We start from the raw sequence: 14290 nt of genomic DNA, 5'->3' as shown, positions 1-14290 counted from the left end.
TTTCGAATATTTGCACTCAATAAAAACGCGACTGTAAAAAGTGGCGTTTTTATTTCTCATCTATAACACCCGATAAAGACACAAAAAAATAGCATTCTGCCCCGCTTTGTTATCTCATCAATATCCAAAAACGACAAAGAAAGTATTATTGTCGGTATAGCGCGTGAAAAAATAAACGCCCCTAAAAAACACAATAAATTCATTGTAAACAAAACAGGTACAGCTATGTCATAAAACAAATACATAGTGTATAAAACACTATATGCATTTTTGCTTTGAATGAATTTAGGAAATTTATATGAATGTAGTTAAAGCTATTTGGCGCTGGATTATCGCGACACCAAACCGTTTACAAATCTTTTTTGACCTACTACTGTTAGTTTTATCACCTTTTGTTTTTATTATGATCATTGGCTTTAATACTGAAGACCTCAGTAAAGATATTTTCATCATTACGTTCATTATTCTTTGCTATACCTACATTACCCGCTGGATCAGTAAATGGTTTAGCAAAGGTAAAAATTAGTCTTCCTATTTGATTTTTGCCTCTTATCCACATCGATAAGGGGCTATGCTATAAAAAATGCAAAAAAAAACACCTGCACTAGGCAGGTGTAAAATACAATCAGGTCTACAGACGGATGGTGCCTCACTCAACGTTTCGCCCGTTCGTTGATGGTAAGAGGATGAGCTCTTGATCATCTAAGTTGGACAATAGGCACCGATAATCGGCTTTGCGTCATCTCTGGGTTTATGAAGCATTGCTATCATAAGAAGTGAGATGAGCATCTACATATTTAATAATGCATGATGCGTGCCAACTTTTTCTATCATCCTATTTTTTCCATTATCTTCCTAATTATTCCGTATCACCTCGGTTTTGCACGTTATTTTGTATCTACTCAATTTCTCCACTGCACTCACGGCACTTTATGGGCTATGAGTACTCATTAAGGTAGATGTTCTTGTCTCAATTTAGAGACATCTTAATGCAGTTAAAAATTTATCTTTATAAATCAATGAGTAAAATGTCTCTTTTTGGAGACATTGAAATATGGGTTTGTATAAAAACCACGACACTAGTTTTTTTATATAAAAAACAACATGTTAAAGACTAGCATTTGATATAGGCAATTAAATAGAAAGAACAAACAAAAAAGAGAGAAAAAGAGGGTATTTAAAAGAGAGTTAATTGGCCAGCTCAGTGGTGAGTATAAAAAATTCAATACCGCTAGAATGCAAAAACCCCGCTATTAAGCGGGGTTCTTTAAATTGGTCGGCGAGAGAGGATTCGAACCTCCGACCCACTGGTCCCAAACCAGTTGCGCTACCAAGCTGCGCTACTCGCCGAAATGTACTGCTTCACATCAATTTTTTTCGTGGTGCGAAAGGGGGGACTTGAACCCCCACGTCCATAGGACACTAACACCTGAAGCTAGCGCGTCTACCAATTCCGCCACCCTCGCAATGTCACAAAAAAAATGGGGTGGCTAATGGGACTCGAACCCACGACAACTGGAATCACAATCCAGGGCTCTACCAACTGAGCTATAGCCACCATAACTTCACTTTTTTCAAAGCGTTGCTATCATACTACATACAACGTCATTTTGCCAACCGTAGCGACGCGCTAAAACTGGTGCGCCCGACAGGATTCGAACCTGAGACCTCTGCCTCCGGAGGGCAGCGCTCTATCCAGCTGAGCTACGGGCGCTTAACGCCGTTGCGGGAGAGGATAGTACGGATTTATCTACCCGCTGTCTAGTCCTTTTTGAAATAAAAATATCGATTGCTTGCCTTTTATCCATTTCGTCGAGAAAGAGAGCATTTTTGCCCTCTTTTTCGCGCGCCGCCCATAAAATTGCCGAGAAAATATCTTCCCTAGGCTTTTTTACTGTGGCCGTTTAACGCCTGAATTAGAAAATAAAGCAAAGAAACCGCTCCTAAAAAGAGTGCGCCGACAATTAATGACATCCGCGTATCTGGGTTTATCGCCATTCCGACTAAGACACAGGCCAAAAAGAGTAACGTGGCGTAGTTGACCCATGGAAATAAAATTGACTTAAATGGATGCCCGACGAGTTTTTCTTTATTTTGCTGGCGAAAACGAATTTGACTGGTGAGCAAAACTAACCATGGCACCATCCCTGGTAAGACGCTTGCACTGTACACGTATACAAACACTTTTTCAGGATTCGGGATGATGTAATTCAAGCTAGAGCCCGCAACAAGGCACAATATCGTAAAACCAACACAGCGTGCCGGAACGCCATTTTTCGTGAGTTTCAGTAACCCACTCGGTAGCTGCTTATTTTGCGCTAACGCGTACAACATGCGGCCACCACTGTACATGCCACTATTACACCCAGACAGCGCCGCTGTGAGCACCACAAAGTTGATCACAGCTGCCGCAGACACAATCCCCACTTTCGCAAAAGTTAACACAAACGGGCTCCCTTGCTGCCCGACTTCAGTCCATGGAAATAAGGTTACAACAATAAAAATCGCACCTACGTAGAAAATCAAAATGCGCCATAAAATGTTATTAATAGCTTTTTTCAGCGTCACTTGCGGATTTTTCGCTTCACCAGCCGTGATCCCAACTAACTCAACACCTTGGTAGGAAGCCACAACGATACACAGCGCAAATAAGAAGCCTTTCCAGCCCCCCGCAAAGAAGCCGCCATGTTCCGTCAGGTTACCTAGGCCAATCGGCTCAAAGTTATTTCCAAGGCCGAAAAAGATTAACCCCAAGCCAATCAGGATCATGACCACAATCGTGGTAACTTTAATCATCGCAAACCAAAACTCTAACTCACCATACAAGCGAACGGCAGCAAGGTTGGCCAATGCGACTAAAACTACTGCGACAATGGCAAATACCCACTGAGGCACATCTGGGAACCAATATTCAGCGTAAACACCGATGGCGGTAATTTCGGAGATCCCAACCGCCACCCACATAAACCAATAACCCCACGCGGTGAGGCATCCCCAAAATGGACTCAGGTACTTATAACCGAAAGAGGCAAACGAACCCGTGACAGGCTCAAGAAACAGCATCTCCCCCATGGAGCGCATGATGAAGAACACAAAAATACCGGCAATAATGTACGCCAGCAGCACGGAAGGCCCTGCCCATTTTAACGTACTGGCTGAGCCCATAAATAGCCCAACACCAATTGTTCCACCTAGCGCAATAAGCTCAATATGTCGAGCTTCTAACCCGCGCTGAAGTCCCTGTTGTGGATTCCCCATAAATACCCCTGTCATCAATTATTATCGTTAAATCACAGCGTGAATTGGAACGAAATTAGTCATAACCACTGTAATTTATTAAAAACAGCCGACTCATCGACTGAAAAGCATGTCATAGACCCAAATTAGAGATAAAAACTATGATCTACATTTATTTTTGATGAATTATAGAAATATTTGAGGAAAGAGACCAGCGAATACACAGAAGAATGACTCTGCAATCGGTATGGAGGGGAAATAAACGTGATAAATAAATATAAATAAAGCGGGAAAAGTTAACTTTTATCCCGCTTTATTCGTCAGCCATTGCTTGGAAGCAAACTTATAGCTTACCACCGTAGTAATAGCCTAAAAATTTCAGTAATTTAAACTGACGAGTAATACGCGAAGGTTGAGATAACAAGCGATACAGCCATTCTAAACCTAAGTTTTGCCACGCTTTTGGGGCGCGCTTCACATGGCCTGTAAAGACATCATAAGTCCCGCCAACGCCCATATACAGCGCGTCTGGGTGAACAACACGGCAATCACGCATAAAAAGTTCTTGTTTTGGTGACCCCATTGCAACCGTGACAATTTTGGCGCCGCTTGCATGAATGCGTTCAAATAAAGCACCACGGTCTTCTGCGGTAAAATAGCCATTTTGCGAGCCAACAATGTTCACATTCCATTGAGCGCGCAGTTTACTTTCGGTTTGTTCGAGGATTTCAGGCTTACCACCGACCAAAAATACAGGTGTACCTTCACGCCCTGCTCTTTCCATCAGCCCTTCCCATAAATCTGCGCCTGCAACGCGGGAAACCTGAGCTTTTGGGTATTTACGGCGGATCGCACGCACAATGCTGATCCCATCGGCATACAGATATTCAGCTTGGCCTAATAAGGTATTTAGTGCGGCGTCTTTTTCCGCAATCATCACTTTTTCCGCATTAATTGCGACTAAAGTCCCCGTTTTGGTCTCACCATCTGCAAACAAATAATCCAAAAAGTGGGCCATGTCTTTGAAGCCCCAAATATTATGTCCACGAATCGAATACTGAGGAACAGATGAAGATTGAGTTGATGACGGTTCCATGATGCTTCCTTAACGACTTTCACGTTGTTGGCTTCTCAAGAAAGAAGCCGTTTTTGCGCGGATAAGCCCCGCACTTTCAAATAACCAATACAGGAGTTTTGCCAAAATCAGGCATAACCCGAAAATTAAACAGAAAAAAACCACCCGCGAGACAAAAGAATCGACGCCTTCACGCGCTAATACAATAATGTTGAAAATCGCACCGAAACAAAATGCCTGCATAATTGCGGCTTTATAGCGGTTTGGCTCTTGCAAGCTCATGCCATAAATCCAGTCAAACCATTTAATAATCAAGCCCACTGCGATTGCACCAAGTGGAATGAAAATCACCCCACCCATCACCACTAATGAGCCAATCAAGGTCGGTGAAATGGCTAACCCAGAATGGTTATTCAACACTTCCCAAGTAAAATAGTTCGCTGAGTTCAGCACGGTATCTGGCCGCTCTGGCCACACCCACGATGGAATAAATACATAGAAGTCGCGAATGATCGGCGCAAGTCCTTGGAAATCCATCTCATCATAATGACTGAGTAATAAGGCAAGGTTTTCCCATGGTGAGAACGTATCTCGGGTCAGGTACAAGAAGGTGTAATACGCTTCAGAGCCGCTTACATCCAGCCCATAACGTTTTAATGCCAACCAGAACATCCCGACAATACTGGCGACGCCTGCCGCACCCAGCATCCAGAGTGTGATCCAGCCTCTGACGATGCCGATAAATAAAAATAATGCGAAAGCGATGATGATATTCGCTCGTGTTCCGCCCACGATAACGTAGGTTAAAAAGCCAAAAGCGACGGTGCTGATAAGGAAGAAAATCCAGCGTTTTTGCGTTGGTCGCAGAAAATAGACAATCAACATGGCAGGGATGAAGAAGTAGAAAAACCGCTTCAATGCAACCCCTGAAACTTGGCTGGAGAAAATTTGGCTGTAGGATTTCAACTTAAACAGTAAAAAACCGTTCTGCATAAAGAAGATACCCACCGTCACTACCGCAATAGCGATTAATAACATGCAAGTGAGGTTGGTTTCGACTTTATTCATGCTAAACAGCGCACGCCGTGAAGTATCTACTCTGCGCGACAGACGCGTTTTATAGGCTACATAATAGATGGCATAAAAACTGGTCGCCGCAAGCTGCGCATACAAAAGGTAATCCGCTGTCACGACTGCCACATCAAACTGGAACACTAAGGCACAGGTTAACGGGAAACCGAAATAAAACGTCAATAAATACAACATTGAAAAGAAAATGTTGAAGTTAAAACGAACACGTAAAAACTCTTTATACAGCAAGGTGCCGATAAAGATAATTGATATCAGGTAGACCAGCGCTAAGCCACCTAACTCCATTAGCGTCATGCTCGCCCCTCCGCAACACTGAGGATAGCTTTCCAACCCTCAGTAAAGTTTGGAGCAAAAAATTCAATATTGGCTTTATCCAACAACGTCATTTGGCGCTGTGCTTCATCCACCAGCGAGGTCGTTAATTCATCACCATAGAAAAATACGGGCACATTTTGCGCCGTTAAATCCTGCCAAAACGTATTTTGACGACTGATCACAAACGGAATACCGAATTGAATCAATAAGCAAACGGTACCAACCCCTTGCTGGCGATTAAAAATGAAATAACCCAGATCGCAGGTTTTCAACAAGTTAAGGTAATCGCTGAATGCCATACGCTCTTTGAGTATCTCGACCTGACCCGCTGAAAATGTGCTACTTGCCGCGCCTTCCACTTGTTGAATATAAACGTGGTTGTTCGCTGGGTATCCCATTGGGATAATCACACGGGCCTTGTCACCAAACTGCTGTTTAATCGCTCCCAGAGCCTCTACATGGCGATTAGAACGGTCACCCGAGTTACCGAGCAGGATAGTCAGTTGCTCGCCTTCACGTGGCTTACGTTCGCTCACCGTTAAAGCGGGATCCATCCGTGTCGGGAAATACAGCACTGAAGCAGGCACTTTAGGGTTCGACTGGTGGAAATAACATAAATCGCCCCGTGTCGCACAAACATGCCCCACTTTTTTTTGCGCCAAACGACGCAAAACATAAAACAGTTTGAATTTCAGTGAACTAGATTCTTCATACAGGTCTGCACCCCAAATATGCCACCAAAACTGGTGAGTCTTGATTTGGCCAAATAACAGTGCCAGCCAAATTGGTGCATTAAATTGCCCATGGAAGAAGAAACGAGTGCGGCGATCTGCTTTCGCCCGCTTTATCACACCGTTTGCGATGGATTTTTTATTTGCAAAAACGTCAATTTCGAGCTGTGGATAAGCGTCAGCAAGCCCCGCATCATCGCTTACGACCATAAAATGCGGTTTTTGTGACGGTGCCATCTCTTGGCTAATAACGTCATTAAAAAACGTTAAAACCGTCTGGTTATGATGTGGGAGATTCGATCCCAGTACATGTATTAAGGTTGTCATGCTCGCCTACGGTAAATCAAAAATACGCAACAACATAAAGTAAAGTATACGATATAAGTGGCCATATAGGCCTGTGTCGCACCAACCGCGCCATGCTCAGGGATAAGCCAGTGAGCAAAGCCCATCAGCAACACAAATTGACTCAATTCGGTTAGGACATAAAAACGTAATGCAGCTTTGGCTATTACCAAATAACCAAACACATATGCACCAACTTTCAGTACGTCACCCACAAGCTGCCAAGCAAATAAGTCGCGCATTCCTGTAAATTTTTCAGAAAATAGCAGCCAAATAGCAAAATCACGCAGGAGCCACACCATAAAACTGGCAACAGCAACAGCGGGTAAGACAAATTTTAAGGCTTTAATGATTTCAGATGAAATTTCGCTTTTATGCTGTAAGCGGGAAAGTGTCGGCAATAAATACACCGAAAATGACGCAGTAATAAACTGCAAGTAAGCATCTGAAATCGTGCTCACTCCAGCCCATAACCCTACATCGTCCCAGCTATAACGCTCTGCTAATAGATTTCGCATCATGATATAAGCGACAGGTAATGTCACCGACGTTAACAACGCCATGATGGTAAACTTACCCAAATGCGTTGCAATGGCTTTATCCCAAGCGGGTTTCAGCATTGACAGTGCAAATTGTTTGCGGCGAATAATCATCAAACCTGCGGGTAAGACAACTAAGGCTGGCACAAGGGCTAAGCCCGCAAGCGCGCCTTCATATCCCCCCAAGGTATAGCACAAATAATAGGCAACAACACCCACTAAGCTCCCAAAAATGATAGCTTGAGCATTGCCTGATGCGTCTCTATAACCTTTTAAGATGGCTAAGAAGTAGTTTGCGTATGCAATCCCCATCTGAATAAATGCCACGGCATAAATCACAGAGGCATAATCAGAGCTATCAAATAATACCTGACTGATAGCGCCACTAAATAGTAAGAAAATAACGGCTAATAACGTTGAAAAGCTGAGAATTAGCGTTGATGACGTCCCTAAAACGGCACGAAGCTTGACCGGGTCTTGATGGTGCTCTGCCACATATTTTGTGACACCATTGAAAATCCCCGCACCTGACAACACACCAAGAACAGTAATCAATTGGCGGAAATTCCCCGCCAACCCTACGCCACTCGGGCCAAATGCAATTGCCAGTAATTTAACGATAAGTAGGCCTGCCCCGATTTTAATCAGGGTAGACCCAGCTGTCCAAACAGAGGCTTTAGCTAACGACATTAGGCAAAGAACGCCTTAATGTGCTCGATAACGGTTTGCTGTTCGGCATCCGTCATGTTGTAGAACATCGGCAAACGCACCAGACGGTCACTTTCTTTGGTGGTGTATTTGTCTTCACCCTGGAAGCGACCAAACTCAAGTCCTGCTGGGCTTGTATGCAGTGCAACGTAGTGGAACACCGTTAACACGCCGTGAGACTTCATAAACTCATTGAATGCAGTGCGCTCTTCCACATCTTTCAATTTGATGTAGAACATATGGGCGTTGTGAACCAGACCTTCAGGCACAGTGGCTAACACTAAACGGCCTGCATCCACCAGCGGTTGCAATGCTTCGTAGTAACGCTTCCACAGCAATAAACGACGCTCGTTAATTTTGTCTGCTTCTTCCAGTTGAGCCCACAGATATGCCGCTTGTAAGTCAGATAACAGATAGCTGGAGCCAATGTCACGCCACGTATATTTATCCACTTGCCCACGGAAGAATTGGCTACGGTTTGTGCCTTTTTCACGAATGACTTCAGCGCGGCTGATTAAGTCTTTATCGTTGATTAAGGTCGCACCACCTTCCCCACCGGAAGAGTAGTTTTTGGTTTCATGGAAACTGTAACAACCAATGTGCCCAATTGTTCCTAACGCCTTGCCTTTGTAGGTTGACATCACGCCTTGCGCCGCATCTTCAATAACGAATAAATCATGCTTTTTGGCAATACCCATGATGGTGTCCATTTCACACGCAACACCTGCGTAGTGAACGGGTACAATCGCACGCGTACGTTCGGTGATCGCCGCTTCAATTTTGGTTTCATCAATGTTCATGGTGTCTGGGCGGATATCCACAAAAACAATTTTTGCACCGCGCAGAACAAATGCGTTTGAGGTTGATACAAAGGTAAAGCTTGGCATGATCACTTCATCGCCAGGCTTAATATCAATCAGGATCGCCGCCATTTCTAATGACGCCGTGCAAGATGGCGTCAACTGCACTTTCGGGCAGTTAAAACGTTTTTCCATCCACTCTTCACAACGTTTAGTGAAGCCACCATCACCACACAGTTTGCCACTTTCCATGGCTTGTCTCATATACTCTAATTCAGTACCTACAACGGGTGGTTTATTAAATGGAATCATGTTGTCCCCTGTATAACCAATAGGCGGTACTGGCAATTGCCGCACCGCTACGTGAATAAAGATTTAATGCCGCAACATTACTGATTTGGGTGGCAACATTTAACTGTCTTTTTTGGTGTTGCACACACCAGTCGAACGCCGCAGACATCAACTTGCGACCAATACCTCGCCCTTGCGCTTCAGGCATTTTCGCTAATAACCCGATGCGTGCAGTATCATCGTCAATATGGCGCAAACTCACAAAGCCTAAAATGCCGCCTGAGGCGTCTTTGACTAACAAGCAAGTATGGTCAAACGTACCTAGCACGGCTTTTTCTATCCACAAAGCGTAAAACCGCCCGCTATCCCCTTCACGATACCAAGGAGCACGAAAGCGGCTATTGCTAAAGACAGAGGCAGCCGCTTGTTGTAACAAAGGGACGTCATCCACTTGTGCTGCAACAACGCTATCTGCCGCCGTTAAACCTGCCTTTAGATAAGCATTTTCTGTGCCAATAGTGAGTGCAAAGTCCGTCTCACCTTCAACAAATGAAAAACCCATACTGGTTAAATCATCAATCAACTGTGTTTCAGACGCAGCAACCTTGGCTTGGATGATATCGTACGCATCCATTTGATAAGCAAGGACAGTTTCGAGGTTTTCCCCCGAAAAATTTAACTTTGCAGTTGAGCGATGAAAAAAGTCGCTCTCCCACTGTAAGGCATCAATACTGGCGCGGACGGACACGGAGTAAATCCTCTAAATATTGCCCATAACCGGTTTTTTTTAGGTGCTGCGCAGACTCGGCGACTTGTTCATCCGTTAACCAGCCATTACGCCATGCAATCTCTTCTAAGCAGGCAACTTTAAAACCTTGACGTTTTTCAACGGTTTGTACAAATGTACCCGCTTCAATCAAGCTGTCGTGAGTGCCCGTATCCAACCATGCAAAACCACGGCCGAGAAGCTCAACATTTAACTGCCCACGCTCTAAATACATTTGGTTGATAGAGGTAATTTCTAACTCACCACGTTCAGATGGCTTAACTTGCTTAGCAAATTCAACCACTTGAGAGTCATAGAAATATAACCCTGTGACAGCCCAATTGGATTTCGGTTTTACAGGTTTTTCTTCGATGGATAAGGCTTTAAAATTATCGTCAAATTCCACCACACCAAAACGCTCTGGATCCATCACTTGATAGCCAAATACCGTTGCTCCTTGGGTGCGCTCTGCGACAGATTTCAGTTTCGGGCTGAATGAGTGGCCAAAGAAGATATTGTCCCCTAAGACTAAACAGCAGCTATCACCATTGATAAATTCTTCACCAATAATAAAGGCTTGGGCTAAGCCATCTGGTGACGGTTGCTCTGCATAACTCAGTTCAATACCAAGCTCATGCCCATCACCCAATAGGCGTTTGAACATGGGTAAATCATCTGGAGTCGAAATAATTAAAATTTCGCGAATACCCGCTAACATCAAAACTGAAAGCGGGTAATAAATCATTGGCTTATCATAGATAGGCAACAATTGTTTGGAAATACCGCGGGTAATTGGGTGCAAACGTGTTCCCGATCCCCCTGCTAAAATAATACCTTTCATGGTTTCACCTAATTGCCAAGGCCTAAGCGTTCACCTGCGTAGGAGCCATCTTGTACACGACGCCACCACGTTTCGTTATTCAAATACCATAAGACCGTTTTGCGAATGCCAGACTCAAACGTTTCTTCGGGTTTCCAGCCCAATTCACGCTCAATTTTTTCCGCATCAATGGCATAGCGCATGTCGTGACCCGGTCGGTCTTTCACATAGGTAATTAAGTCGCGGTAATGTGCCACACCTTGTGGTTTCTGCGGGTGTAGCTCTTCAAGCAGCTCACAAATGGTTTCAACAACGTCAATATTGCGGCGTTCGTTGTGCCCACCAATATTGTAAGTGGTGCCAGCCTGCGCCGTTGTTGCCACCAAATGCAAAGCACGTGCATGGTCTTCCACAAACAGCCAATCGCGAATTTGCTCACCTTTGCCGTACACTGGCAGTGGTTTGCCTGCCAAGGCGTTTAAAATAATTAAGGGGATCAATTTCTCAGGAAAATGATACGGCCCGTAGTTATTTGAGCAGTTGGTGATCATGGTTGGCAAACCATAGGTTCTTTGCCACGCACGCACCAAGTGATCACTGGATGCTTTAGAGGCAGAGTATGGGCTGCTTGGCGCATAAGGCGTTGTTTCTGTAAAGAAACCTTCTGGGCCATCTAAATCACCGTACACTTCGTCTGTCGAGATATGGTGGAAGCGAAATGCGGCTTTTTTCCCTTCATCTAATGCAGACCAATAGTGACGAGCGGCTTCTAACAGTGTGTAAGTACCCACAATGTTGGTTTCAATGAAGGCAGCGGGTCCATCAATAGAGCGGTCAACGTGGCTTTCTGCCGCCAGATGCATAACCGCATCTGGCTGATATTGCGCAAAAACGCGGTCAAGTGCTTGTCGGTCGCAGATGTTCACTTGCTCAAACGCATAGCGTTCACTGCTCTCAACAGACGCAAGGGATTCAAGGTTGCCTGCATAAGTCAGGCAATCAACCACAATCGCACTGTCGTTCGTATTCTCAATGATATGACGAACCACTGCGGAGCCAATAAAACCCGCGCCTCCGGTGATTAGAATGCGTTTCAACGCCAAACTCCTTTTGTATCCACAACCCATTTTTGTGGTATTGCTGAACCTTGAATGCCTTTAAAGACATTGTGGTCAACTAACATCAGGATCACATCCGCCTCATTGACAGCTTTTTCAATAGAAACTAGCTCAGAAATCCCTTTCAATGATGTTGGCAATTCTTCGATATGTGGCTCAACGGCGTAAGTTTTACCTGGGTTCCAATTCGCGACCATTTTCGTGATGTGCATTGCTGGGCTTTCACGTAAATCATCAATGTTTGGTTTAAATGAAAGGCCGAAACAGGCGATGGTCACTTCACTGGCTTTTTTGCCCGTTTCCACTAAGCAATCGGCAACAGCGGCTTTCACTTGGTCAACCACCCAAATTGGTTTGCCATCATTCACTAAACGTGCAGTGTGGATCAAACGTGATTGTTTCGGGTTTTGAGCAACAATAAACCATGGGTCAACCGCGATACAGTGACCACCAACGCCTGGACCTGGTTGTAAAATATTCACGCGCGGATGCCGGTTTGCAAGGCTGATAAGCTCCCACACGTTGATATCTTGCTCAGCACAAATTAATGACAATTCATTGGCAAATGCAATATTGACATCGCGGAAGCTGTTTTCCGTTAATTTGCACATTTCTGCGGTTCTTGAATTGGTGATCACACATTCACCTTCAAGGAAAATGTTGTATAGCTCACTCGCCCGCAGTGAAGATTTTGGTGTCATACCGCCAACTACACGGTCATTTTTAATTAATTCGACCATCACTTGGCCCGGCAGTACACGTTCTGGGCAATAAGCCACATCGATGTCTGCATCTTCGCCTGCTTGATGTGGGAATGTTAAATCAGGGCGCGCTTCGGCCATCCACTGTGACATTTGCTCCGTCGTACCCACTGGAGAAGTAGACTCAAGAATGACTAAGTCCCCTTTTTTCAGCACAGGCGCAATCGACTCTGCCGCAGAACGAACATAGGCTAAATCGGGTTCGTGATCACCTTTAAATGGTGTAGGAACAGCAATCAAATAAGCATCGGCTGACTGTGGCTTTGTAAAAGCTTTCAAGTGACCTTCTTCAACGGCTTTTTTCACCACGATATCAAGTTCAGGTTCCACAATGTGGATTTTCCCCTGATTAATGGTATCCACCGCATGTTGGTTAACATCTACACCGACAACCTGTTTTTTACGTGATGCAAAGGCTGCTGCTGTTGGTAAACCGATATAACCAAGGCCAATAACAGAAATAGTTTCAAAACTCATAATTTCACCTGATTACTTTTTAATGCTGTAAGAATACGCTGACAAGCATGACCATCCCCATACGGGTTATGTGCGCGGCTCATTTCATGATATTCCGCATCATCTGTCAGTAACCGATTAACTTCATTAACAATTTTTTGTGTATCTGTTCCTACTAAGCGAACTGTACCCGCGTCAACCGCTTCAGGTCGCTCTGTGGTATCTCTCATTACCAGAACAGGCTTGCCAAGAGAAGGGGCTTCCTCTTGAATGCCCCCGGAATCTGTCAGAATCAAATAGGCATGATTCATTAAGTAGACAAATGGAAGGTATTCTTGAGGGCTAATTAAAATAATATTATCGATATCATGTAAAATACGCTTTACAGGCTCACTGACATTCGGGTTCAAGTGCACAGGGTAAACCACTTGTACATCTGGGTGTGCCTGTGCAATTTCCGCCAATGCGTGGCAAATACGCTCAAAACCACCACCAAAGCTTTCGCGGCGATGGCCTGTAACTAAAATCATTTTCTTATTAGGGTCAATAAATGGGTAGTTTGCACCCAATTTTTCCATCATGTGCTGGTCGCTCATGACTTTGTCTCGTACCCATAACAACGCGTCAATCACGCTGTTGCCTGTCACAAATATATGACTGTCTGGAATTGACTCTTTTAACAGGTTTTGGCGTGAATTTTCCGTTGGCGCGAAGTGATACATCGCTAAGTGCCCTGCAATTTTGCGGTTGGCTTCTTCAGGCCATGGGGAATACAGGTTTCCCGTACGCAACCCGGCTTCAACGTGCCCAACAGGAATACGATGGTAAAACGCAGCTAGACTCGTTGCCATGGTCGTTGCGGTGTCCCCATGAACAAGCACAACATCAGGCTGAAAATCAGCAAAAACACTTTTCAGACCTTCGAGGATACGACAAGTAATATCGGTTAAATCTTGCCCTGGCTTCATAATATTGAGATCGTAATCTGGAGTGATCTCAAACAGTTTCAGTACTTGATCGAGCATTTCACGATGCTGTGCAGTGACACAAACTTTTGCTTCAAAATCTGCATCATTCGCCAATGCATGAACCAACGGTGCCATTTTGATGGCTTCTGGTCGTGTGCCGAATACAGTCAATACTTTCACAGTGACTCTCTTATATTTATCTTATGCAGTGTGCTGCTTATTTAATCTTAATGACTTTATCAAGCCACTGACGAATGTGTCAGTGGCT

General features: G+C 44.5%; 12 protein-coding genes and 4 tRNA genes. 1 reads left to right on the top strand and 15 read right to left on the bottom strand.

The window, feature by feature from the left end:
- Positions 1-298 precede the first annotated feature (298 nt).
- Positions 299-526 (top strand): hypothetical protein, encoded by a 228-nt coding sequence (locus tag AC4IFO_RS18580; protein WP_219244960.1) that lies wholly within the window; start codon positions 299-301, stop codon positions 524-526.
- A 747-nt stretch (positions 527-1273) separates the two neighbouring features.
- On the opposite strand, the gene AC4IFO_RS18575 is transcribed toward AC4IFO_RS18580, so the two are convergent.
- The 15 genes from AC4IFO_RS18575 to wecB all read right to left on the bottom strand — a co-directional run bounded on the left by AC4IFO_RS18575 (position 1274) and on the right by wecB (position 14202).
- Positions 1274-1350, bottom strand: a tRNA-Pro gene (locus AC4IFO_RS18575).
- Positions 1351-1380: 30 nt separating this feature from the next.
- Positions 1381-1466, bottom strand: a tRNA-Leu gene (locus AC4IFO_RS18570).
- Positions 1467-1482: 16 nt separating this feature from the next.
- Positions 1483-1558, bottom strand: a tRNA-His gene (locus AC4IFO_RS18565).
- Between the two features lie 79 nt (positions 1559-1637).
- Positions 1638-1714: transfer RNA gene (locus tag AC4IFO_RS18560), tRNA-Arg, on the bottom strand.
- 167 nt (positions 1715-1881) lie between these two features.
- Complete coding sequence (gene thrP / locus AC4IFO_RS18555; protein ID WP_490736620.1) at positions 1882-3258, bottom strand: bifunctional threonine/serine APC transporter ThrP; 1377 nt, start codon at positions 3256-3258, stop codon at positions 1882-1884.
- Between the two features lie 322 nt (positions 3259-3580).
- Positions 3581-4333, bottom strand: a complete 753-nt coding sequence (gene wecG, locus AC4IFO_RS18550; RefSeq protein ID WP_490736618.1) for a lipopolysaccharide N-acetylmannosaminouronosyltransferase — start codon at positions 4331-4333, stop codon at positions 3581-3583.
- A gap of 9 nt (positions 4334-4342) precedes the next feature.
- Positions 4343-5698, bottom strand: coding sequence for an ECA oligosaccharide polymerase (gene wzyE, locus AC4IFO_RS18545; protein ID WP_490736616.1), 1356 nt, complete (start codon positions 5696-5698; stop codon positions 4343-4345).
- Positions 5695-6777: a TDP-N-acetylfucosamine:lipid II N-acetylfucosaminyltransferase gene (locus tag AC4IFO_RS18540; protein ID WP_490736614.1), complete on the bottom strand. Its 1083-nt coding sequence runs from the start codon at positions 6775-6777 to the stop codon at positions 5695-5697. Before AC4IFO_RS18540 ends, wzyE begins: the two co-directional genes overlap by 4 nt.
- The gene (gene wzxE, locus AC4IFO_RS18535) at positions 6774-8024 is read right to left on the bottom strand and encodes a lipid III flippase WzxE (protein WP_490736612.1); all 1251 of its coding nucleotides are present in this window, start codon (positions 8022-8024) and stop codon (positions 6774-6776) included. The genes AC4IFO_RS18540 and wzxE overlap by 4 nt, the downstream gene beginning before the upstream one ends.
- Positions 8024-9154, bottom strand: coding sequence for a dTDP-4-amino-4,6-dideoxygalactose transaminase (rffA, locus tag AC4IFO_RS18530; RefSeq protein ID WP_490736610.1), 1131 nt, complete (start codon positions 9152-9154; stop codon positions 8024-8026). Before rffA ends, wzxE begins: the two co-directional genes overlap by 1 nt.
- Complete coding sequence (gene rffC / locus AC4IFO_RS18525; RefSeq protein ID WP_490736608.1) at positions 9141-9881, bottom strand: dTDP-4-amino-4,6-dideoxy-D-galactose acyltransferase; 741 nt, start codon at positions 9879-9881, stop codon at positions 9141-9143. The genes rffA and rffC overlap by 14 nt, the downstream gene beginning before the upstream one ends.
- Positions 9859-10740, bottom strand: a complete 882-nt coding sequence (gene rfbA / locus AC4IFO_RS18520; RefSeq protein WP_490736606.1) for a glucose-1-phosphate thymidylyltransferase RfbA — start codon at positions 10738-10740, stop codon at positions 9859-9861. Before rfbA ends, rffC begins: the two co-directional genes overlap by 23 nt.
- A gap of 8 nt (positions 10741-10748) precedes the next feature.
- Positions 10749-11816, bottom strand: coding sequence for a dTDP-glucose 4,6-dehydratase (gene rffG, locus AC4IFO_RS18515; protein WP_490736604.1), 1068 nt, complete (start codon positions 11814-11816; stop codon positions 10749-10751).
- Positions 11813-13075 (bottom strand): UDP-N-acetyl-D-mannosamine dehydrogenase, encoded by a 1263-nt coding sequence (gene wecC / locus AC4IFO_RS18510; protein ID WP_490736602.1) that lies wholly within the window; start codon positions 13073-13075, stop codon positions 11813-11815. The genes rffG and wecC overlap by 4 nt, the downstream gene beginning before the upstream one ends.
- Positions 13072-14202, bottom strand: a complete 1131-nt coding sequence (gene wecB / locus AC4IFO_RS18505; RefSeq protein ID WP_219244971.1) for a non-hydrolyzing UDP-N-acetylglucosamine 2-epimerase — start codon at positions 14200-14202, stop codon at positions 13072-13074. The genes wecC and wecB overlap by 4 nt, the downstream gene beginning before the upstream one ends.
- Between the last annotated feature and the right edge of the window lie 88 nt (positions 14203-14290).

Source organism: Providencia sp. UF-224 (genome assembly GCF_058245955.1).
This window is presented reverse-complemented; position numbering and strand designations above follow the sequence as displayed.